This window comes from Rhizobacter sp. OV335 (assembly GCF_900142965.1).
Lineage (GTDB): Bacteria > Pseudomonadota > Gammaproteobacteria > Burkholderiales > Burkholderiaceae_C > Rhizobacter.
In genome coordinates this window covers 75,226-98,180 of sequence record NZ_FRCQ01000028.1, presented here as the reverse complement: position 1 = coordinate 98,180, position 22,955 = coordinate 75,226, and the positions used below count along the sequence as shown (strand labels likewise).

At 66.2% G+C, this 22,955-nt stretch carries 16 protein-coding genes; 11 read left to right on the top strand and 5 right to left on the bottom strand.

The window, feature by feature from the left end:
- Nucleotides 1-60: 60 nt before the first annotated feature.
- Nucleotides 61-1,161: a LysR family transcriptional regulator gene (locus tag BUE42_RS24640; RefSeq protein ID WP_235002582.1), complete on the bottom strand. Its 1,101-nt coding sequence runs from the start codon at nt 1,159-1,161 to the stop codon at nt 61-63.
- On the opposite strand from BUE42_RS24640, the gene BUE42_RS24635 reads away from it, so the two are divergent.
- The 4 genes from BUE42_RS24635 to BUE42_RS24620 all read left to right on the top strand — a co-directional run bounded on the left by BUE42_RS24635 (nt 1,129) and on the right by BUE42_RS24620 (nt 4,695).
- Nucleotides 1,129-1,917 (top strand): NAD(P)H-dependent oxidoreductase, encoded by a 789-nt coding sequence (locus tag BUE42_RS24635; RefSeq protein ID WP_073467948.1) that lies wholly within the window; start codon nt 1,129-1,131, stop codon nt 1,915-1,917. The genes BUE42_RS24640 and BUE42_RS24635 overlap by 33 nt on opposite strands.
- Before the next feature lie 139 nt (nt 1,918-2,056).
- On the top strand, nt 2,057-2,842 hold the full coding sequence (locus BUE42_RS24630; RefSeq protein WP_073467937.1) for a class I SAM-dependent methyltransferase: 786 nt from the start codon (nt 2,057-2,059) through the stop codon (nt 2,840-2,842).
- Nucleotides 2,843-3,103: 261 nt separating this feature from the next.
- Nucleotides 3,104-4,012 (top strand): ribosome biogenesis GTPase YlqF, encoded by a 909-nt coding sequence (gene ylqF / locus BUE42_RS24625; RefSeq protein WP_073467936.1) that lies wholly within the window; start codon nt 3,104-3,106, stop codon nt 4,010-4,012.
- A gap of 125 nt (nt 4,013-4,137) precedes the next feature.
- Nucleotides 4,138-4,695, top strand: coding sequence for a hypothetical protein (locus BUE42_RS24620; RefSeq protein ID WP_143171730.1), 558 nt, complete (start codon nt 4,138-4,140; stop codon nt 4,693-4,695).
- Nucleotides 4,696-4,722: 27 nt separating this feature from the next.
- Here the strand turns inward: BUE42_RS24620 and BUE42_RS24615 are convergent, their stop codons facing one another.
- From BUE42_RS24615 to mobA, 3 genes are all read right to left on the bottom strand, one after another.
- Nucleotides 4,723-9,441, bottom strand: coding sequence for an RAD55 family ATPase (locus tag BUE42_RS24615; protein ID WP_073467934.1), 4,719 nt, complete (start codon nt 9,439-9,441; stop codon nt 4,723-4,725).
- Nucleotides 9,431-10,780: an ATPase, T2SS/T4P/T4SS family gene (locus BUE42_RS24610; RefSeq protein WP_159445494.1), complete on the bottom strand. Its 1,350-nt coding sequence runs from the start codon at nt 10,778-10,780 to the stop codon at nt 9,431-9,433. The genes BUE42_RS24615 and BUE42_RS24610 overlap by 11 nt, the downstream gene beginning before the upstream one ends.
- Before the next feature lie 106 nt (nt 10,781-10,886).
- On the bottom strand, nt 10,887-11,477 hold the full coding sequence (mobA, locus tag BUE42_RS24605) for a molybdenum cofactor guanylyltransferase MobA (RefSeq protein ID WP_073467932.1): 591 nt from the start codon (nt 11,475-11,477) through the stop codon (nt 10,887-10,889).
- Nucleotides 11,478-11,689: 212 nt separating this feature from the next.
- On the opposite strand from mobA, the gene BUE42_RS24600 reads away from it, so the two are divergent.
- Both BUE42_RS24600 and fdhF read left to right on the top strand, forming a co-directional pair.
- Complete coding sequence (locus BUE42_RS24600) at nt 11,690-13,486, top strand: NADH-ubiquinone oxidoreductase-F iron-sulfur binding region domain-containing protein (RefSeq protein ID WP_073467931.1); 1,797 nt, start codon at nt 11,690-11,692, stop codon at nt 13,484-13,486.
- Nucleotides 13,486-16,356: a formate dehydrogenase subunit alpha gene (gene fdhF / locus BUE42_RS24595; RefSeq protein ID WP_073467930.1), complete on the top strand. Its 2,871-nt coding sequence runs from the start codon at nt 13,486-13,488 to the stop codon at nt 16,354-16,356. Before BUE42_RS24600 ends, fdhF begins: the two co-directional genes overlap by 1 nt.
- Nucleotides 16,357-16,432: 76 nt before the next feature.
- Here the strand turns inward: fdhF and BUE42_RS24590 are convergent, their stop codons facing one another.
- Entirely contained in the window at nt 16,433-16,792 is a 360-nt protein-coding gene (locus BUE42_RS24590; protein ID WP_073467929.1) for a hemerythrin domain-containing protein, read from the bottom strand.
- A gap of 194 nt (nt 16,793-16,986) precedes the next feature.
- On the opposite strand from BUE42_RS24590, the gene BUE42_RS24585 reads away from it, so the two are divergent.
- The 5 genes from BUE42_RS24585 (at nt 16,987) to BUE42_RS24565 (ending at nt 22,473) form a co-directional block, all read left to right on the top strand.
- Entirely contained in the window at nt 16,987-17,466 is a 480-nt protein-coding gene (locus tag BUE42_RS24585) for a hypothetical protein (RefSeq protein WP_143171729.1), read from the top strand.
- Between the two features lie 14 nt (nt 17,467-17,480).
- Entirely contained in the window at nt 17,481-17,996 is a 516-nt protein-coding gene (locus BUE42_RS24580; RefSeq protein ID WP_073467927.1) for a hypothetical protein, read from the top strand.
- 114 nt (nt 17,997-18,110) lie between these two features.
- The gene (locus tag BUE42_RS24575) at nt 18,111-20,330 is read left to right on the top strand and encodes a type I secretion system permease/ATPase (protein WP_073467926.1); all 2,220 of its coding nucleotides are present in this window, start codon (nt 18,111-18,113) and stop codon (nt 20,328-20,330) included.
- The gene (locus BUE42_RS24570) at nt 20,327-21,829 is read left to right on the top strand and encodes an HlyD family type I secretion periplasmic adaptor subunit (RefSeq protein ID WP_073467925.1); all 1,503 of its coding nucleotides are present in this window, start codon (nt 20,327-20,329) and stop codon (nt 21,827-21,829) included. The genes BUE42_RS24575 and BUE42_RS24570 overlap by 4 nt, the downstream gene beginning before the upstream one ends.
- On the top strand, nt 21,829-22,473 hold the full coding sequence (locus BUE42_RS24565; RefSeq protein ID WP_143171728.1) for a hypothetical protein: 645 nt from the start codon (nt 21,829-21,831) through the stop codon (nt 22,471-22,473). Before BUE42_RS24570 ends, BUE42_RS24565 begins: the two co-directional genes overlap by 1 nt.
- Nucleotides 22,474-22,955 lie beyond the last annotated feature (482 nt).

Here is a 22,955-nt window from a genome sequence, read left to right as displayed (position 1 = left end):
ATCGGCTTCGAGGGATTCAGCGACCGGAGGCCGACGTTCGCTCTGCCCAGCGGTGGCCGGCTACGTCCGACCCCGAGCGGCGGCCTTGGTCGCCCTGCCTGCTCGGGCTAAATCCGGCATGCGCACGCCTTTGCCTTCGTCAGCAGCGACCTCGACAACTAGATCCCGAATCCAGCGATGGCCAGCGTGTCCATGGGTGCGTTCGTGCCATATCAAGCTGATGTCGAACTGCTCCGAAAGCCAAGGGATATCGACCAAGACGAGACGGTCCGCCTGCCCTCGTAGTTGCCGCCTCGGCACAAGGGCGACAAGATCGCTAGACGAAACGATCTCGGGGACAAAGAGGAAGGACGCTGCCGACATAACGACTTGGCGTTTATGCCCAAGCGCTGCCAGCGCCTCGTCGATCGGCGTCGTGAAGGCGCCGCCCGACGGTGAAACGATTACATGTTCCAGTTTCGCGAACTCTTCGGCCGTAAGCCCGGGCCTGAGACTTGGATGATCTCGTCGACCGATGAGGACGTAGGTCTCTGTGAATAGGTGGCAGGTTCGCAGATGCACCTGACTGGGGTCGGGCGTGGTGATAGCCAAGTCGATCTCGCCACGACTTAGCTGTTGCTCCATCGAAGCAGGGTCCCAATGGCGAATGGCGAGGCGCACCCCAGGCGCGCGCTCCCTCAACGCCACCGCGAACGGCATCAGGACCGCAGCCTGCACGTAGTCCGTGCACGCAACCGTGACTGTCAGCTTCCCTCGCGTCGGCGAGAAGTCTTTGTGGGAATGGAAGGTAATTCGCAGTTGATCTAGCGCTTCTCGCAGCGGGCCGAGTAGGTCGAGCGCCTTGGCCGTAGGCGTCATCCCGCGGTGGGCCGGGATAAGCAGGGGGTCGTCGAACACATCCCGAAGGCGGCTCAACTGTGCGCTCACTGCTGGCTGACTCAGGTGAAGTCGCGCGGCCGCCTTTGTCACATTCCGCTCGGCCAGGAGGGCTTCAAGAGTCAGCAGCAAATTGAGATCGAGGCGTCCATTATCCATCGCGTGGATAGTAGGGTAGAACACAATCGATTTCACATATACAGCGACAAAGACCACGATGCAGCCATTGCAAACCGCTTGGAGAGCCGCACCGTGGCCAAAAAAGTTCTCATCGTCTACGCCCACCCGGAGCCGACCTCGCTGACGCGCCAACTGGTCGACGTCTCGATCGAAGCCCTTACCGCTCAGGGGCACGAAGTCATTCAGTCTGACCTCTATGGCATGCGCTGGAAGGCCGTCTTCGATGCAGAGGACTTTCCGAGCAGGACTAATCCTGAGCGGCTTTCGTACATCATGGAATCAGGTCATGCCTATGCAACCGGCCAGCAGACAGCGGATGTCGCCGCGGAGCAGGCGAAGCTGCTCGCTGTCGATGCGGTGATCCTGCAGTTTCCGCTCTGGTGGTACGGCTTGCCGGCCATCCTGAAAGGCTGGATCGATCGTGTCTATGCCTTTGGCTTCGCCTACGGGTACAAGAACGGCACCAATGAATATCGCTTTGGCGACGGCATCCTGAAGGGCAAGCGGGCGCTGGTAAATGTTATGGCGGGTGGGCCGGCCGCCGACTATGGTCCGCGCGGCATCAACGGCCCGATCGATCAACTCCTCTTTCCGCTCACCCACGGCGCACTGTTCTACCCCGGCATGGACGTGCTCCCGACACACGCGGTCTATGGCGCGGGTCCCGTTTCCACGTCGGAGGAAATGGACGCGATCAAGGCAGCATGGCGTGTGCGTCTTGCCGGGCTATTCATTGACAAGCCGATTCCCTTCCGTTCGCAAAACGGCGGCGACTTCCCCGATCGCCACACCATGGCCGACCATGTTGCGCCGGGCCAAACCGGCCTCGTCGCGCACGTTGCCAATCTGGTCGACGCATAAGGAGATGGACATGGAAGTGGCATTCATCGGGCTTGGGCAAATGGGCTCAAGCCCGGGAAGATCTACAAGGTCATCATTCCGGACTGAGTCCGGTGGGCGCTTTCGTCTTCCAGTGACCGTCACCATCGGAGAAAACTAAATGCGTATTCTGAAGCCGCTCCTGCTCTCGCTGATACTCGCCGCGCCACGGGCTATGGCGACAGTCCAAGCCGCTCCCGCCGATGTGCGGGCGGCCGTCGCCGCTCCCGGGAGGCCGGCCGAGGCGGTCGCGCTCGACGAAAGCCGCAAGCCCGTCGAGGTGCTGAAGTTTCTCGGGCTTGAACAGGGCGACCGCGCGCTCGACCTGTTCACCGGGACCACGGCCCCATTCACGCGCGTCGGCTATTACGCCGAGATCATGGGCCGCGCGGTTGGTCCCAAGGGTGCGGTGGTCGCGTGGGAGCCCGCCAATCTGCTCGACGATGCAGGCAAGAAGAACTTTGCCAGCCTGATCGCGCGCGTTCCCAGTGCCCGCCTGATCTCGAGCACCGCCGCCGATCTGACGCTCGACCCTGCGAGCTTCGACTTTGTGCTAATGCACCTCGTCTATCACGACACCTATTGGGAGAACGAACAGTTCCAGTTTCCGCGGATGGACCCGCACGCGTTCCTCGCCAAAATCTTCGCGGCGACCAAGCCAGGCGGGATTGTCGGCGTCGTCGATCATGTCGCCGCGCCCGGCGGCGACACACGCGCGGTCGTCAGAAAGCTCCACCGCATCGACCCGGCGGTGCTCCGCGCGGATTTCGAGCGCGCGGGGTTTAAGCTCGAAGCCGAGTCCGATCTGCTGCGCAACCCCGCCGACGATCATTCGAAGCTGTCGCTCGATCCCGCGATTCGCGGAAAGACTGACCGCATCATTTACCGCTTCCGCAAACCCAGTTGAGGGCGCGCTGTCATCTCGACTTCCACGATCTAGGTGTGAAGTTCCTCGGCCCCGCGCCGCTGCGCACCAGCCTGCCGTGAATGTCGGCCTGCCGATGCTGCCCTCATCATTGCCTGACGAAGTTCGGATTGGAGCGCCGACGACGGTAGCATCGATATCGACCTTCAGGCAGGGGCAAAGAAAACCCCGGGATACGATCGGTGACGATCGCCCTGCGCCCTCCCGATGCGGCCATCCGCGAGAACAGAAAGCAGCACTTCCATGACCATCCAGTGGTTCCCAGGCCACATGCACACGACCCGCAAGGCCATCGCCGATCGCCTGCCGGAGATCGACGTGGTGATCGAGTTGCTCGACGCACGGCTACCGGGCTCGAGCACCAATCCCTTGCTGGCCGAACTGACGGCAGGCAAGCCTGCGCTGAAGGTATTGAACAAGCAGGACCTCGCAGATCCGGAGATCTCCGAGCTTTGGCTGGCGCATTACCAGGCGTTGCCCGGCACCCGTTCGCTGGGGCTGGACGCCAGCACCACCGCGCCGGCGCGTGCGCTGATCGCGGTGTGCCGGGCGCTTGCCCCGCATCGCGGCGGCATGGTCAAGCCGGTGCGGGTGTTGATTTGCGGTATTCCCAACGTGGGCAAGTCGACGCTGGTCAACACACTCAGCGGCCAGCGCACAGCCAAGACGGGCGACGAGCCGGGCATCACCAAGCTGGAGCAGAAGATCCTGCTGGCCAACGACTTTTTCCTGTTTGACACACCGGGCATGCTGTGGCCGCGAATCCTCACCGCGCAGGGTGGGTACAACCTGGCGGCGAGCGGCGGCATCGGCCGCAATGCTTATGACGAGGAAGAGGTAGCGATGGCGCTGCTGGCTCGCGTGCGCCATCGCTACGCGGACCGATTGGTGGCGCGCTACAAGCTTGCCGGCTTCTCGGCGATGACCGACGAGGCATTGCTGGCCGAAGTGGGCCGCAAGCGCGGCGGCCTGCTGCCCGGTGGCCGCGTGAACATGCAGAAGGCCGCTGAGGTAGCATTGAACGACTTCCGAAGCGGCGCCTGGGGCCGCGTCACGCTCGAGACGCCGGACGAGTTCGTGCACTGGCGGGCAGCCGGCATCCTGGCCGAGGAGACGCGAAAAGCGAAGAAGGAAGCACGCGGGAAGGCGTGACGTCATGTCGTCTTCCATGGGGAGCCGTAGACCGATGACGGCCAGGAGCGGGTTTTCGGCAACGACCGTTTTCGAACGGCTCAACGTCAAGTTTGAGTGACCGCCTTTGACCAAGGACGCACTGAATGCTGCCTCTGTTCGACACGAAGTGGGCCGCGCTGCGCGGTGGCTATCGAGTGCCATACGATCCATCGGCTGCTCTTTCAAAGCTTGGGCAGGGTCACGACACTTGGGACGAACTCTGGAGTGAACTTCATCATCAGGGTGATGTGGGAGAGGCTTCGTATGCGGCCGTACCGCACCTTGTCGAGATCGCTGCCAAGTCGGGCCAGCGATCCTGGAATTTCTATGCGCTGGTTTCCACGATCGAAATCGAGCGGCATAGGACATCGAACCCGGCTCTGCCGGGCTGGGTGGCCGACGACTACTTCATGGCAATTCGCGGGATGCAGCGCCTCGCGTTGAATGATTTGCCTCTACAAGACGACCCTCTGACCGTGCGAGTGATCCTGGCTGCATTGGCGCTTTGCCGGGGACAGGTGAAGCTGGGAGCGTTGATCTCGTTCCTCGACGAGTCGGAACTGGATGAATTTGTCGATGAGCAGCTTTCATGGGCTGACCTCTATTCGCCAAGAGAAAGCCTGAGCCCGTCCGGCCTGCCGACTTTCGGACCCTCGTTGTGAGCCTGCCGCAAAGCGGATCGCGTCCGATCAGCGGTCTTCCGCCGCCACGACCGGCGATCCCGCGACCGGATCCGCCGTCAGGCCTCCGAGCTCCAGGCGAAGCCCTTCGAGCCGAGGAGCGAAGCGCTTCGGCGAGATCGCTGCATCGTGGGGAAAGCTGCCGCGCGACAGCTTGTCGTAGGCGCTGCAGCCGCGCAGCGTGCCGGGACTCTGGAGCTCGTGCTCGTCGAATCCGGCCGTCCATGCGACGAGCCGGGCCACCCAGTTGCGCATCAGCGGGTCGTACCTGTAGTAGTGGTCGAAGCCCGATCGGAACAACCAGAAGAACGACTCGGTGCCGAACGGGTCGAGCGTGCTTGCCGGCTCGGTGTGACCTGCCGTCCCGGCCGCGCTGGCCAGTTCGTACCAGGGCTTGCCGTTGTCAGGGCCCGGCGCAGGCGCCGGCAGCGCGTACTCGCCTCCGAGCCACAGCAGCTTGCCGTAGGAGACATGCATGTGGTCGCCGTTCGGCGACACGGTGAGACCGGTGCGGATGTGGCCGAGGGCCTCGCCGTGCAACAGGTCGCGTGTCGGCAGCCCCAGGCCCATCTCCAACCGCGTGCGGTTGGCGCGGCGGCTGGTGAGCAGGTCCAGGGCCATGTCGGCCAGCCGATTCGAGCGGCTGCCGCGCGCCACGGCGAGGAACCAGTCACCACGCATAGTGAAGTGCCCTGGCATCCGCACCGGCATCAGGCGACGCGGATTCACGCTCTCGCGATTGGCTTCGGCGATGCGCCTCGTCTCGTCGCAGGCGGTCGTGTAGTAGTGGCGGGTCGCCACCGCATCCGGCTCCTCGCGTGGCTGCGCCGGCATGTGGTCGACCTCGCAGTGATCGCGCATGCGGGGCATGTCGAGCGCGTCGGACAGCAGCAGCCAGGCCTTGTAGAGCTGGAGCGCATAGCCATCGCCGAATTCGAGCTGCAGCAGCAGCGCGCGCCATGCCTCCTCCCAACTGGATTCCCAGTGGAGTATCCCGGCCTCCGGTTCGCCCTCATCGCGCGGCGGAGGCAGGGGAGGGCACGGGGGACACGCCACCTCCAGCGGTTGGCGCTCCCCGTCGACATGGAAGCGGTTCTCCATCGAACGGCGTGTCTCGCTGCCCTGGATGAACTGCAGCAGGCGATTGAACGGACCCTGGCTGTCGGGATCGCGATCTTCCGCCTTCAGCCCGGAGAAGAACTCCATCGACAGGCACTTGACGTTCGACAGCGCCTCTTCGGCCCACTGCCTGGCCTGGTCCAGCTTGTCGAGCGACGCCGCCGTGCACGTGGCGCGTTCGGACAGTGCCAGTATCCGGTTCGCGTCCCGGACGATCTCCGAAATCCAGATCTCGAACAACAGGCTCACCGTCGAGGCCAGCGACGCACCGGCGATGTCCAGCGCCACCGGCGCGCGATCACGGCCGTTGCGTTCGGCATCGGCGACGACGCGGCACGCACCGATGAAGGCTCGCCACGGCACCACGGGCGCGGACGCGTCATTCGGCCACGGCGAGCGCTGGATCGCCTGGGTCGAGGTGTCGTCGCTCTTGAGCCTGTGCAGGCCCTTCCAGACATCGCCGACGTGGGACAGGGGTCGTTCGCGGCCCCACTCGCACAGGAGGCCCGCGTCCAGCTTCAGTGCGCTTCGGCGATTCCATTTGTCCTCGTCGCAGATGAGGAACGCGAAATCCCAGGTGAAGGGCACGCGGTCGGCACCCTCGATCAACGGAATGCGGCTGCGGTAGAGCGGCTGGCCTGTGCCATCGAGTTGCTGGAACGACTCGGCCCGGGATCGCAGCGACTGCTTGCTGCCATCCGGCTTCGGAACGCGCGCGAACAGGCCATAGACGTCGGACCCGGCGGAATATCGATGTGCGTGCGGGTCGGCATCGGGCTCGTGGCCCGCGCCATTCGCGCGCGCGGCGCGGGCAGCCTCGCCGGTCGCGTCAGACTCCAGCGATTCAAACAAATAGTCTGCCTGGGGGCGCAAGGAGGCCCGCTTCTTCAGCGCCCAGAAGCCGTCCACCACGAAGACATGGGTGTACGGCAATCGGGTGTCCACCATCAGGTGGGCGAAATCGCGCAGGGCGGAATAGCTCGCGGTGTCATGGGCCTTGACGACGCAGGCGGGGTCGTCGACGCCGGTGAACAACCGCCGGAACAGTTCGTTCTCCTGGGTGGCATAGCGCCGGAACGCCTCCGTCTCGCCCCACAGCGAGATGAGCAGCGGTACGGGCTGTGGATTGCCGCGCTCGACATCCGCGTAGAGCTCGAAGTGCGGGTCGACGTGGACGTCGGCCGGCAGCATGCCGCGCGCCGGTACCCTGGCGATCGTCGTCGCGTCGGGCGGCGCAGGATCGGGCCGCCGGGAGACCAGTTCGCGGATGACGCCGTGGTCGCGGTCGCCCTGGCGCGGGCTCACCGCGATCGCGACGCGTTCCTCGCCGAAGAAGGGCACGCGCCAGGTGAGGATCTGCAGGTCGACCATCGCGCGCAATGCGAGGCTGCCGGGCTGCAGGAGCATGTCCGGCCGGCCGTGATCCGTGTCGACGAGCAGCGCCGTGACGCCGAGCCGGCGCAGCCGAAAGACGAGCACCGACAGGAACAGCGGGTCCGCCGCGACATCGGGGAGGATGTCCCGGATGTGGCGCAGGTCGCTGATCACCACCCGCACCTCGCCCGCGCCCTTGAAGCCGATGACCTCGGCGCGCCGCGGCTCCTCGCGACCGACGAGATCGAGCCCCTGCTGGACGCAGCTGTCGACGATCTGCCACAGCTGCGGCGCCGTGAGGTCGACACTGTCGATGCGGCGCACGATCACGAATCGTTCGATGATCCGCCTCAGCTGCCAGATCAGGACCTCGAAGGGGATCGACTCGAATCCCGTCAGGGCCTTGCGCAGATCTTTCTCCTGGGCCTTGACGATGCTCCAGGAGAACTGGCTGCTGTCCACGTCGCGCGTGGTGACGTACACGACAGGCGTCAGCAGTGCGCCGGACAGTCGCAGCAGCGACATGGCCGCGACCAGCTGGTCGTCGATTCCCGTCGCGTGGTCGTCCTCGTCGTAGAACGCGAACTCGTCCCAGCGCGTCTTGTACGGCAACAGGTCGCCCTCGCACACCGCCGTCGGGCGGTCGGCACGCACGTCTTCGCCCATTTCCCGCTTCAGCCTGTAGCCGCCCTTGGTCACGTTCTCGATGAGCCCTTCCAGGTGCGGCAGTGTCTCGAGCCATCGGTCGCCGAGCCGGGGATGCCCCTGCATTCGCACGTGATGGACGAACGACAGGTCCCGCAAGCCTGCGGCGTCGGCAGCGTGCGACCGGCGCTTCGCCGTCCAGGACGTCGCGATCTGCACCGCCTGCGCGACCGCGCCCGAAAACTGCGCGAACTGATGGAGCAGGTAGCAGGCTGCGAGCTCCTCCTTGTGCGTTCCGCCGTCGCCGATCAAGGAGGCGATCGAGCCGGCCGCGATGCCACCTCCTCCACTGCGCTTCGCGCCGGGAGACGGCAGCGACGGTGCGAGCAGGTCATCGAGGAACCGGATCCCGAACTCGATGCGTTTGTCCGCCTGGCGACGGTTCTCGTCCTCGGGGCGCGGCACGTTGGCCGAGAACTTGCGGCTCAGGTAGTTCAATGACGCGAAGATCTGCACATAGGGCGTCGCCTCTCGCTTCAGCCCGAACGCGCTGTGCGTCTTGGCGCGCGGGTCGTCCGGATTTTCCCATTGGCCCGTCGACGTGCCTCGGCCCGACCGGATCTCGTAAGGATGCTCGCCGCTGGCGAAACTGCGGCCGCGGCATTTCTCGATTTCGAGCAGCCGGCGCACCATCTCGCCACGACTGTGCCGGCGCAGGTGCAGCACCGAATCCGCGATGTACTCCTCGGGATGGCGTTTGCCGTTCTCGGGTTCCTCGACGAGCATGACGACGTGCCAGCCGCCCGCCGACGCGCGCACCAGCTGCGCGATCCGTGCCCGTCGCGACATGCGCTCGCCGAAGGCATTCTGCTCTCCGACCAGCGTCTCGAATCCCTCCACCGAATCGATGATCAGCAGGTTCGGTGCGGCCTGCGGCTGCCGCTCGATGCTGGACACCAGGCGGGTGGCGAACAGCCAGTCGTCGCCGGTGGTGAATTCGCAGAGATCGAGGAAGGCGACGGCCTGCCGCGCCGGCTTGCCGGGCTCGCCCTCGATGAAGCCGGTCACCGAGACCTGTCCGTCCTTGCCCTCCAGGTCGTCCATCGTCGCGACGGTCTGGACGAGGTCGATCCTGACGGCATCGCTCTCACGACCCGGCTGCGTCAGCTTGCGGCGAAACTGGCGCTCCGCGTGCCGGATGAAAGGACGATGGTGGCGCCACGGGTTGTCGAGCCCGAACTCGCTCCACGCCCGTTCAGCCACGCGGAACCCGAGATCGCTGGACAGGTAGAACACGCGCGGCGGTGCCACGGCGCCCCTCTTGTTCGTGACGGCAAGCCAGCGTCCATGCATCGCCATGTAGGTTGATGCAAGGTGCAGCGCGAAGATCGATTTCCCTGTCCCGTCCTGGCCGACGATCGCGAGCGATGTCGGCTTCGCGAGGTAGGCCGGCTTGGCGACCTGAGCATTGCTGTCCTTCGGGAACAGCAGGTCGTGTTCATCGTTCAGTCCGAACAACTCGTCGAGCATGGGAATGCCGAACGGCAGCGGCGCGATCCCCTCGGCGTCGGTGGCAACATCATTCGCCATAGAGATCTCTCTTCTGCGCCGCCAGGAGCAGGCCCTGCGATTTGTTGTAGTCGCGGATCGCTTGCCATGTCGCCTGGACATCGTCCGCACCGTCGATCTTCGCCACGGCGATGTTGGACAGCTCGCGCGCGAAGAACTTGCGGCCCAGCGTTCCCGTCGCAGCTGCGCAGTCCCTCGGCGCGTGCGGCAGCAGCGATGCCAGGCCGTCGGCGATCAGCATCTGCCGTCCCTGGGAGTTGTTGCGGTACAGCGCCGGCAGGATGCCCGACAGCTCGTGGCCGGCTGCGCTGCCGTAGCGCTTGTCATCCGGCAATCGCACCGACACGCTTTGCAGATGGACGATGCCGAGCAGCTTGGGCACCCACAGCGCGCGTGTGCCCGGTTCGCGCGCTTCGCACGCACTCAGCACCTTCTCGACGGACTCGACGAGGCTGCCGGCATGGGCCGTCGCGATGATGAAGTGTCCGGTACCGCCGAACTCGATGCATTGCCTCAATTCATCCGGTTTGCGCACCTCGCCGACATAGACCACGGCGGGCTTCTGGCGCAGCGCGGACTGCAGGGTCTCGTCGAGCGAGCCTGTGTCCTTGCGGAGCTGGCGTGGTGTGTAGTCGATCCACGCGCGGCTGCTGGCCATGTCGCGCTCATCCGGCATCCGCGCCTGCGATGCGAGCGGTTCGAACAGCCTCTTCTCGATCGGGTCCTCGTGCGTCAGCACATGCGGATGCCGCCCCTTGCGCGAAAGGTGCGACAGGTACTCGTGCACGAGGCCGCGCGATATCTGCGACTTGCCGCTGCCGGTGCCCCCGGTGACGAGCAGGAAGCCTCGCGCATGTCCGCTCAGCGACTTGCCGAACGCCCTGGTCAGGACCTCGACCGTCTCGGAGAAGGAGAAGAGATTCGCGTTCTTCACCCATTCCTCATTGACCTTCTCTCCCGAGTAGCTGGCGCGCGCCCTCCAGTTCGTCTCCAACTCGAGCTGGCCCGCATGCTCCTCGCGTTTCAATGCCTTGGGCGTATCCCAGCGCACGGTCGCACTCCATTCCTGCCCCTCGCTGCAACTGCAGACGTGCACGCGCGCCGGGGTGGTTCCGACGTCGATCGAGAAGTCATAGGAGGTCTTGCGTTGCGGCTTGCCCTGCGCGTCCAACGCCGCCGGGCCTTCGCGCTGCTTGAAATAGCGTGTGAACGAATCGCCCTCCGCGGCGTCACCGTCGTTGGCCGATTCAGGGCGCGCGCAATGGATCGTGAAGTCATCGACACGCCGCGCATTGCAGGCCTGCTCCAGCCAGTCCGCGGGTGGGGATGGTTTTTCTCCGACAGGGTTCGTCTCGGCCATCGTGTCCCCCATGCGCCGCGGAAGGCGAATGACACCACAAGGGGGATGCCTGGCTCATCCCCAAGGTGGATGAGGTACGCGCGGCATGCATCTGCATGCCCTGTGGTCAGGCGGCGCCGAGCCTGCGCAGTTCGTCGAGCGTGTTGGCATTGAAGAACGCACCGACGTCGTCGAACAGCACATCGACGCAGCCCTGGCGCTCCAGCCACCACTCGATCTTGCGGCCACCTTCGCCAAGGTAGGCGGCCAGGTCGACGTGCAGATCCGCCCTGAGCAGGCAGAACACCGATTGACGCTGCCGCTCGCCGGCCTCTTCGGTGACGGCCACCACCGCCCGCGCATCGCCGGCCGCTGCGGCCAGGGTCGCCACGAGATCTTCGGGAAACCGCGGCGTGTCGCACGGCACCGTCGCCATCCATTCGGTGCGGCAGTGCAGCAAGCCGGCGAGGAATCCTGCCAGCGGGCCGGGATACGCCGTGTCGGCATCCGGCAGCACGGGAAAACCATAGCCGCGATAGACCTCCGGATGCCGGTTGGCGCTGATCATCAGCGAGCCGACCTGGGGCGCGATGCGCCGCAAGGCATGCTGCACCAGCGGTTCGCCATCGAGCGTCTGCAGGCCCTTGTCGACACCGCCCATGCGGCTTCCCCGGCCGCCTGCCAGGACCAGCCCGGTGATCTGCTCACGTTGGATCATGTCGCCCTCGATGGCTGCGCCTTGCGGCGGATGCGGAACCGGCAGGCATTCTGCCGCCGTTGGCCGACCGATATCCTCGGTCAACGATATCGACTAGGATCCCGCAAGCCGAAGATGAGCCCACGGGGCACGTCGCGGGCGGCATCGATGTCGCCAGGAAGTGCCAATGGATTGACCCACTGGCCGGAGCGCACCCCGCTTCGACGACCCGCATGACGACAACTGCCACGCGTTCCAACGAACCCGGCACCGTGCCACTCGCCTCCGTCGACGAGATGCGCGGCAAGCTTCGCCGCAAAGGCAAGCTGAAGGGGCGCCAGCCTGATCACGTGTCCCTCGAAGAGGTGCAGGCGCTGGTCGGGCCGGGCCCGCACCGGCGCGACCTGCTGATCGAGTACCTGCACCTGCTCAACGACGCGTGGAACGGCCTGCACGACCGGCACCTGGTGGCGCTGGCCCGCGAGCTGAAACTGTCGATGGCCGAAGTCTTCGAGGTCGCGACCTTCTATCACCACTTCGACGTGCTGCGCGGTGACGAGCAACCGGCCTCGCTGACGGTGCGCGTGTGTGACGGCCTCTCTTGCGAGATGGCCGGCGCACAAGACCTGCTGGCACGCCTGCCGGCGCTGCTGGGCACCGAGGTCCGGGTCATCGCGGCGCCGTGCGTCGGCCGCTGCGAACAGGCGCCGGTCGCGATCGTCGGGCAGGCGCCGGTGGTGCACGCCAAGGCGGCGGACGTCGAGGCCGCTGTCGCTGCGGGTGCCGCCCGGCACACCCTGCCGCGCGACGACGGCGCCTTCGACGCGGGCGCTGCCGGCCCCGCACCGATCACCAACGCACCGCACGAGGTGGCTCCCGCCTACGTCGGCTACGACGCTTACCGACAGGGCGGCGGCTACCAGCTCGCGGCGGCCGTTGCAGCCGGCCAGACCCCGGCAGCCGACGTGCTGAAGGCGATGACCGACTCCGGCCTGCGCGGGCTGGGCGGCGCCGGCTTCCCGGCCGGGCGCAAGTGGGGCATCGTGATGCAGCAGCCGGCCCCGCGCGTGATGGCCGTCAACATCGACGAAGGCGAGCCTGGCACGTTCAAGGACCGCACCTACCTGGAACGCGATCCGCACCGCTTCCTCGAGGGCATGCTCATCGCGGCGGCGGTGGTGGGCACCGAGGCCTGCTACCTCTACCTGCGTGACGAATACCACGGCTGCCGCGCGATCCTGGAGCGCGAGCTGGAACGCTTGAAGGCCGACCCACCGTGCCCGCTGCCGCACATCGAGCTGCGCCGCGGTGCCGGCGCCTACATCTGCGGCGAAGAGTCCGCGATGATCGAGAGCATCGAAGGCAAGCGCGGCGAACCGCGGATGCGACCGCCCTACATCGCGCAGATCGGGCTGTTCGGCCGACCCACGCTGGAGCACAACTTCGAGACGCTGTACTGGGTGCGCGACATCGTCCAGCGCGGCCCGGCCTGGTTCAGCGGCCAGGGCCGCAACGGGCGCCACGGGCTGCGCTCGTTCAGCGTCAGCGGCCGCGTGCGCGAGCCGGGCGTCAAGCTGGCACCGGCGGGCATCAGCGTGCGCGAGCTGGTCGACGAGTTCTGCGGCGGCATGCCGGCGGGGCATGAGCTCTACGCGTACCTGCCTGGGGGTGCGTCCGGCGGGATCCTGCCGGCCCGCCTCGCCGACCTGCCGCTCGACTTCGACACGCTGCAGCCGCACGGCTGCTTCATCGGCTCCGCCGCCGTCATCGTCCTCAGCCAGCAGGACAAGGCGCGCGACGCCGCGATGAACATGATGAAGTTCTTCGAGCACGAGAGCTGCGGCCAGTGCACGCCGTGCCGCGTCGGCACCGGCAAGGCGGCCGCGTTGATGGCGGAGCCGCTCTGGGACCACGCCACGCTGGAAGACCTGAGCCAGGTGATGATCGACGCGTCGATCTGCGGCCTGGGCCAGGCGGCCCCGAACCCGGTGCGCTGCATCCAGAAATACTTTCCCCACGAGGTGTCGTGATGAATGCGCCGGAACGAAATGCGTTGATCCCCACCAGCGTCGAGTTCACGCTCGACGGGCAGAGCGTGCAGGCCTTCGACGGCGAGACCATCCTGCAGGTGGCCGACCGCCTCGGCGTGAGCATCCCGCGCCTGTGCTACACGCCGGGCTACCGGGCCGACGGCAACTGCCGCTCGTGCATGGTCGAGATCGACGGCGAGCGGACGCTCGCGCCGAGTTGCTGCCGCGCGCCGACCGCCGGCATGAAGGTGCACGCCACCAGCGAGCGCGCCGTCAAGAGCCAGAAGATGGTGCTCGAGATGCTGCTCTCGGACATGCCGGCGAAGGGCCACAAGTGGATCGGCGACGACGAGACGCGCCAGCACGGCGAACTCAGCGACTGGGCCTCGCGCATGGACGTGAACGTGCGCCCGGCGCTGGCGGCGATCGCCCGTCAGCAGCCGGCGCCTGACTTGTCTCATCCGGCGATGGCGGTGAACCTCGATGCGTGCATCCAGTGCAACCGATGCGTGCGCGCCTGCCGCGAGGAACAGGTCAACGACGTGATCGGGTTCGCGTTCCGTGGCGACGACAGCGCCATCGTCTTCGACCTGCAGGATGGCATGGGCGACAGCACCTGCGTGGCCTGCGGCGAGTGCGTGCAGGCCTGCCCGACCGGCGCGCTGATGCCCAAGAGCCACATCGGCGCGCAGCTGGTCGATCGCAAGATCGATTCCGTCTGCCCGTTCTGCGGCGTCGGTTGCCTGCTCACCTACAACGTGAAGGACGAGCAGATCGTCAGCGTCGACGGGCGCGACGGCCCGGCCAACCACAGCCGCCTGTGCGTGAAGGGCCGCTTCGGGTTCGACTACGCCCACCATCCGCAGCGCCTGACCAAGCCGCTGATCCGCAAGCCGGGCGTGGCGAAGCATCCCGATGCCATCGGCGACCCGGCGGACTGGAGCGAGGTGTTCCGCGAAGCGACCTGGGACGAGGCGCTCGACCTGGCCGCCAGCAAGCTCACCGCGCTGCGCGACACGCACGGCCTGAAGGCGCTGGCCGGTTTCGGATCGGCCAAGGGCAGCAACGAGGAGGCCTACCTTTTCCAGAAGCTGGTGCGCACCGGCTTCGGCAGCAACAACGTCGACCACTGCACGCGCTTGTGCCATGCGTCCAGCGTCGCGGCGCTGCTCGAGGGGGTCGGCTCGGCGGCCGTGAGCAACCAGGTGAACGATGTCGAGCACGCGGGCCTGATCCTCGTCATCGGCTCCAACCCGACGGCCAACCATCCGGTGGCCGCGACCTGGATGAAGAACGCCGCCCAGCGCGGCACCAAGATCGTCCTCGCCGATCCCCGCATCACCGACATCGGCCGCCACGCCTGGCGCACGCTGCAGTTCCGCGCCGACACCGACGTGGCGCTGCTCAACGCGCTGATCCACACGGTCATCGACGAGGGCCTCGTCGATGCCGACTTCATCGCGCGGCGCGCGAACAACTTCGAGGCGCTGAAGGAAAACGTGAAGGGCTACAGCGCCGAAGCGATGGCGCCGATCTGCGGCATTCCGGCAGAGACGATCCGCGAGGTCGCGCGCGAATTCGCGACCAGCAAGGCGTCGATGATCCTGTGGGGCATGGGCATCAGCCAGCATGTGCACGGCACCGACAACGCGCGTTGCCTGATCGCGCTGGCGACCGTCACCGGCCAGATCGGCAAGCCGGGCAGCGGCCTGCACCCGTTGCGCGGCCAGAACAACGTCCAGGGCGCGAGCGACGCGGGCCTGATCCCGATGATGCTGCCGAACTACCAGCGCGTCGACAACCCGGGCGCGCACGCCTGGTTCGAGAAGTTCTGGGACACGCCGCTCGACAACAAGCCCGGCTACACGGTGGTCGAGATCATGCACAAGGCGCTCGCGCCCGAGACGGATCCGCACAAGATCCGCGGCATGTACATCATGGGCGAGAACCCGGCCATGAGCGACCCCGACCTGAACCATGCCCGCCACGCGCTGACCTCGCTCGAGCACCTGGTGGTGCAGGACATCTTCATGACCGAGACGGCGTGGTACGCCGACATCGTGCTGCCGGCCAGCGCCTGGCCGGAGAAGACCGGCACCGTCACCAACACCGATCGCATGGTGCAGATGGGGCGCCGCGCGCTGACGCCGCCGGGCGATGCGAAGCCCGATCTCTGGATCATCCAGCAGATCGCGAAGCGCATGGGCCTGCCGTGGAACTACCAGGGGCCGGAGTGCGGTGTCGCCGAGGTCTACGAGGAGATGCGCCAGGCCATGCACACCGCGATCAGCGGCATCAGCTGGGATCGCATCGAGCGCGAGCAGAGCGTGACCTACCCGTGCCTGACCGAAGACGATCCGGGCCAGCCGACCGTCTTCGTGGACACGTTCGCGACCCGCGACGGCCGGGTCAAGCTGGTGCCGGCGGACATCATTCCGGCCGACGAACGCCCGGACGGCGACTACCCGTTCGTGCTGATCACCGGCCGGCAGCTGGAGCACTGGCACACCGGCAGCATGACGCGGCGCGCGAGCGTGCTCGATGCCATCGAGCCGGTGGCCACCGCGTCGATGAATGGCGGCGACCTGCGCAAGCTGAAGGTCAACGCGGGCGACGTCATCACCGTGAAGTCGCGTCGGGGCGAGGTCGCGCTGAGCGTGCGGCGCGACGACGGCACACCGAGCGGCGCCATCTTCATTCCGTTCGCGTACTACGAGGCGGCCGCGAACCTGCTGACCAACGCGGCGCTCGACCCGTTCGGCAAGATCCCGGAATTCAAATATTGTGCGGTTGCCATCACGCCCGGCGGTACGCCGGCAGCCACGGTGGGCTACGGCCGCGAAGGATTGACGGCGGGGGCTGTTGCCTGAAGTTCCAGGTGCGCGCTGATGACAAGGCTTCCGACCCGGGCAGCGGCAGCTGCCGGGACGGAGGCATTCATGTGCATCACACCGAGGAGCTCGCAGCGGCCTCTGCCAGCAGCTCGTCCTTCCGGCTGGCCATCGCAACGCCGAGCACCTGGAGGTCCAGGCCCGAATCACGCACCTTCGGGAACATCTCGTCTCCCTTCAGCGCATCACGCGCGGCCGGATAGAACAGTTCCTCTTCGACGGTGGCGTGCGCCGTCAGCATGGTGCAGATCTGTTGCGCGATGGCCTGCTTGTCGGCGTCGCTGCCTTCGTTCTCCACCAGCTCGTCGTACTGGTCGAACAAGTCTTTCACGTCCTCGTGGTCTTGTTCCAGCAAATCGATTGCGTCTGTCGACGAGCCGTCCTCGTCTTGCGTCCGGGATGGTTTGGTAGCCATGAAGCAACTCCTGAGTGGGTGCAGCCGACATGGCCGCACTGCCTGGGTGTCCGCAGCGTAGTTCTCAAGCCTGCACGACAGGAGGCCTCGCGGCAAAAGAGGACAGCTCGTACAGGTGCGCCGCGGTGGTGCCGACGGATAGCCGCCACTCCCGTAACATCCGCGGCATGAATCCCCAACCTGGGTACACCGAGATGAAGGCGTTCTTGCGCTTCTTCTCTTCGCGCTTTCTGGATCAGCGATGTCAATCCGCGAATGATCGACCGATGACCGTGCTGGAGCGACACGAACGAGAGTCGGCAGGTCAAGCCGAATCGGCGCTGCGCATGGCCGTCAACAACTGCCTGGAGATCTCGTCTCCCTGGCCCTTGTCCCAGGTCGTCGCGCTCGACACCGAGATGCAGGCCACCGGAATCATCAGCCTGTCGTCGGTGCGATCGAGGGTCTGGGGTCGGTACACCGCGATGCTGAAGCGCGGCGCCCTTCGAAGCGACGATGAATCGGCCGTGGCCCAAGGTGTGCTGGCCGATCCCTCGCTGGCGCAGAGCCTTCCGGAAGCCGAGCGGGTGAGCCTCCATGCGATGGTTCGTGCCTACCGGCAAAGGCGCCCTGACCCGGCCATCGAGAGGGATCGCCGCGGTGGGCCCGGCCGGGCCCCTCACGTCAAGCGCTAGGCGGCACGTTCGACATGCGCGCGCTCCTTGTCGGACTGGCCATGCTGCCCGCGGTGGCCCTGTCATCCAACGAGCCCGTCGCCACCCTCGAGCAACGCCTGCGAACGGACGGCGTCGAAGGCGTCAACACCTGGCTGGGCGGACAATCGGCCGCCTTGGCGGATCTGAACCAAAGGACCGCTGACTGCGATACGCAGGCCATTGGCCTCACGGTCAAGCTGAGCCGCGGCAAGAACTCGAAGGTGACCGAGGCTCACAGAGAAGGGCTTCGCATCGCCGTCGGCACCTGCACCGAGAATGTCCTGTCGCTGCTCTCGCTGAACGAGGTTCCGAAGATTTGCGCCGCCGCGTCGTCGTGGACGATGACCCAGACGGCAAGAGAATTGCGACGCCGAATCCGAAGCATCGAAACGGATCAAGCGCTGCGCTCGACCGAGCGAGGCAAGGCATGTGGCGCCGCCTATCTCTACGAACTTGAGAACACCCGAGTCGGCATTCGCGTCGATCAGCCGAAGCGGCGACCCCACTGATCTGCTCTGCCCCTCCAATGGGGGTGTTCGACGCTCCTCATTCGTCAGCTAGACTGCCCCGCACAAACAAGAACATCAAACCGAACGGGAGCAGGTTTGAAAGAATCAGTGGACATGGAGCAGACGGAGTTGCCTCCGCCGACGGGAGGTGATGACGCGACTGCGTCGTCACAGAACCGCCGTCAAGGTGAAGCCGCGCTTCATGCGCTGTGCCTGGTGGCCCGGCTTCACCAAGTGCCCGCCGACCCCGCGGCGCTGTTGCACCAACTGGGCAAGAGTTCGAGCGAGCCGGTCTCCATCGACGACCTGCTGCTGGCGGCCAGGCACCTGGGCCTGAAGGCCAAGCTCTCGTCCACCACGATCGACCGGATCGAGCTCGCTGCCTTGCCGGCCCTGGCGGTGATGAACGATGGCCGCGTGGTCGTCCTCGCGCAATGCGATGGCCAACGCGTGCTGTTCCGCGACGTGCGCACCGACAGTGCCCGCCCCACCATCGAGCCGATGGCGGTGTTCGCCGAGCAGTGGAGCGGCCGGCTCATCCTGATCACCAGCCGCGCGAGCCTCGCCGGCGAGCTGGCCAAGTTCGACTTCAGCTGGTTCATCCCGAGCATCGTCAAGCACCGCCGCCTGCTGTCGGAGGTGCTGGTGATCTCGCTGTTCCTGCAGCTGTTCGCGCTCGTCTCGCCGCTGTTCTTCCAGGTGGTGATGGACAAGGTGCTGGTGCACAAGGGCGTGTCGACGCTCGACGTGCTGGTGGTCGGCCTGGTCGCGGTGGTGCTGTTCGAGAGCGTGCTGACGGTGCTGCGCTCGTACGTCTTCAGCCACACGACCAGCCGCATCGACGTCGAACTCGGCGCGCGGCTCTTCCGCCACCTGGTGCACCTGCCGCTGGCCTACTTTCAATCCCGGCGCGTCGGCCAGTCGGTGGCGCGCGTGCGCGAGCTGGAGAACATCCGCAGCTTCCTGACCGGCAACTCGCTGACGCTGGTGCTCGACGTCGTGTTCTCGATCGTCTTCGTGGCCGTGATGCTGCTGTACAGCGTGCCGCTGACGCTGATCGTGCTGTTGAGCTTTCCGGTGTACGTGCTGCTGATCCTGTCGGTCGTGCCGGTGCTGCGCGCCCGGCTGAACGAGAAATTCGCGCGCAGCGCCGAGAACCAGTCGCTGCTGGTCGAGACCATCACCGGCATCCAGACCGTCAAGGCGACCGCCCTCGAGCCGGCGATGTCGCGCCGCTGGGATGAACAACTCGCCGCCTACGTCTCGGCCGGCTTTCGCACGCAGAGCCTCTCGACCTTCGCGCACGAGGGCATCAACCTCGCTGGCAAGCTGGTGAACGCCGCGACGCTCTGGTACGGCGCGCACCTGGTGATGGACAACGAGTTGAGCGTCGGCCAGTTCGTGGCCTTCAACATGTTCGCGCAGCGCGTTGCGCAGCCCATCATGCGGATCGCGCAGATGTGGACCGACTTCCAGCAGACCGGCATCTCGATGGCGCGGCTCGGCGACGTGCTGAACACGCGCACCGAGGTGCCGCCCAGCACCGCTGCGCAGTTGCCGCCGCTGAAGGGCCGCATCACGCTCGACCAGGTAGTGTTCCGCTACCGGCCGGAGGCGCCACCGGTGCTGCACGGCGTGAGCCTCGATGTGCGGCCGGGCGAGGTGATCGGCATCGTCGGCCGGTCCGGGTCGGGCAAGAGCACGCTGACCAAGCTGGTGCAACGCCTGTACTCGCCGGAGCAGGGGCGGCTGCTGGTCGACGGCATCGACATCAGCCTGATCGACGCCGCCCAGCTGCGCCGCCAGGTCGGCGTGGTGTTGCAGGAGAACTTCCTGTTCCACCGCAGCGTGCGCGAGAACATCGCGATCACCGACCCGGCCGCGCCGCTCGAACACGTCATGGCCGTGGCCCGGCTCGCGGGTGCGCATGACTTCATCAGCGAGCTGCCCGAGGGCTACGACACGCTGGTGGGCGAACAGGGCGCGAGCCTGTCGGGCGGCCAGCGCCAGCGCATCGCGATCGCGCGGGCGCTGTTCAGCAATCCGCGCATCCTGATCTTCGACGAGGCGACGAGCGCGCTCGACTACGAGAGCGAGGCCATCGTCCAGCGCAACATGGCCGCCATCTGCCAGGGCCGCACGGTGCTGGTGATCGCGCACCGGCTGAGCGCGGTGCGCAATGCACACCGCATCATCGTGATGGACAAGGGGCGCATCGTCGAGATGGGCGCGCACGAGCAGCTGGTCGCCAAGCCGAAGGGGCTGTACGCCTATCTGTGGCAGATGCAAGGCGGCATCGAGCGCACACCGGTTGCCGTGGAGAACCAGGCATGAGCGCCGCCATACCGGAAGCAACGCCGGCGCCGCATCCCGCGCTGGCCTTGCTGGCGCGCTACCGGGCCGTGTTCGCGGCCGCATGGCAGGCGCGCCATGAACTGGCGGGGCCGAAGCGCCTGGCCGACGAGGCGGCCTTCCTGCCCGCGGCGCTGAGCCTGCAGGCGACGCCGGTGCATCCGGCGCCCCGGCATGCGGCCTTGGTGATCTGCGCGCTCTTCGTCGTGATCTTGCTGTGGGCCAGCTTCGGCGAGCTGGACATCGTGGCTTCTGCCCCGGGGCGCATCGTCGTCAGCGACGGCAGCAAGCTGATCCAGCCGCTGGAGGCGAGCGTAGTGAAGGCCATCCAGGTGCAGGACGGCGACCGGGTCAAGGCGGGGCAACTGCTGATCGAGCTCGATGCGACGCTGGCCGAGGCCGATCGCGGGCGGGTGATGCAGGAGCGTGCGTCGGCGATCTCGGAGTCGGTGCGCACGGCGTCGCTGCTGGATGCGCTCGAGCGCGGGGGCGAACCGCAACTGGCGCCCGACCCCGACCTGAACGCCGAAGGGCGGCGCGCCGTGCAATCGCAATTGCGCAGCGAGTGGGCCGACATCAACGCCAAGCTGGCGAAGCTGCGGGCCGAGGCCGCCAAGCACCGCGCCGAGGCGCAGACGGTGGAGCAGCAGATCGACAAGCTGGAGACCACGGTGCCGCTGGCGCGCCAGCGCGAGACGGACTTCAAGGCGCTGTCGGAGCAGGGCTTCATCGCCGGCCATGCGGGCCAGGACCGCACGCGCGAGCGCATCGAGATGGAGAAGGACCTGTCGACCGCGCGCGCCCGCAAGCTGGAGGCGCAGGCGGCGCAGCACGAGAGCGAGCAGGGCCACGCCGCGCAGCGCGCCGAGATCGTGCGCGTGCTGGGCGAACGGCATGCGGACGCCGAGTTGAAGCGCCGGCAACTGAACGCCGAGACGGTCAAGGCGACGCAGAAGACCCGGCTCACGCAACTGACCGCGCCGGTCGACGGCACGGTGCAGCAGCTCGCGGTGCACACCGCGGGAGGCGTCGTGACGCCGGCGCAGGTGCTGCTGGTGGTGGTGCCCGACCGGGCCGAGGTCACGGCCGAGGTGACGCTGGAGAACAAGGACATCGGCTTCGTCAAGGAAGGCCAGCATGCCGAGGTGAAGCTGGAGACCTTTCCGTACACGCGCTACGGCACGGTGGGCGCGAAGGTGTTGAGCGTCGCCGCGGATGCGGTGATCAGCGAGAGCGCGCGCCAGCCGCAGAACAGTTTCAGCGGCAGCGGCAACAACGCGGACAACAAGCCCCCGCAAGGCGCCAGCTTCCCCGCGACGCTGCAGCTCGACCAGCGCGACATCAACGTCGATGGCAAGCGAGTGCACCTGTCGCCGGGGATGAACGTGACGGCGGAGATCAAGACGGGCAAGCGGCGAGTGATCGACTACCTGCTGAGCCCGGTGCGTGAGCATCTCAATGACAGCTTGAAGGAGCGGTGATGCGGCGACTGATCCGGCATTCCGACGCCAACGGTTCATATTCAAGTCGAAGAAGGGCATTGATGGCGGCGGGGGCGGCTTTGCTCGCCACAGGCTGCGGCCAGCCCAGGCTGTTCGAGCTCACCATTTTCGAGGAAGTAAGGCTCCGGGATGGGCCGCTCTTGTTGCTGAAGCGAACGATTCAATTTGAGCGAGGTGGCTATTTCTCTGGATATCAGAATGCGCGGCGGCGTGTCACCACCCTGGTGTTTGATGCCGGCACGCCCCTGGGTTCGGTCAAATTCACGACCTGGCTCACGCCGGTCTTTCTGGATCGCATCGCCGGCAGGTGGTACCTCGTCCTCGCAGGTCAAGGCCCATTCGGAAAGACGGACGAAACCTCCGATCAGTGGGGGCATGGCTTCACGACACGCGAGCAGCGGCTGGCCACTCTGGATGGCCGGACGTTCCATCCGATGGGCTGGGAATCAGCGCCGCCCTCGATTCAACGAGAAAACCTCTTCCCCTCCATCGACGTTTCGTTGCTGGCGGGGTATGACGGCAAGAGAGTCTCCTTCGAAGAGAAGGAGGTCTTGTTGCAGGATGCTTATCTGGATCCTGCTCGACGAGAGATTTCTCGGCCACTGAAAATACAAGTGCAGTAATCACACAAACCACAGGTCATCAGGGGGATCGGAAAATGGATCAGGCAACGACATACGCACTGCTTGCTGCCGGTGCTTATTGGGATATTCGCACGCTGTCCACCAATCGTGCGCCCATTCCGCCGGGCTGGAAAGTTCTGGACGAGTTCACCGTTTCCAGCTCGGGAAGCAATGCAACCGCGCTCGGCAGTGCGTTCAGCGCGCGCGTCTATCAGGGTCCGGGCGGCCAGATCGTCATCTCCTACGCCGGTACCGAATTTCCCGAAGGCATCACGTCGGGATTGACCAATGATTTCGTGAGCGGGAATCTCCCTTTGGCCACCGGTTCCTATGGGAAGCAGGCCTACGATGCCGCTCTGCTCTACCAGAAAGTCCAGGCCAAGTACGGAGCGGGCGCCGACGTCAGTTTCACCGGGCATTCGCTCGGCGGCGGCCTCGCTGGTTTGATGGCGGCCTGGTTTGACCGGCCGGCCGTTGTTTTC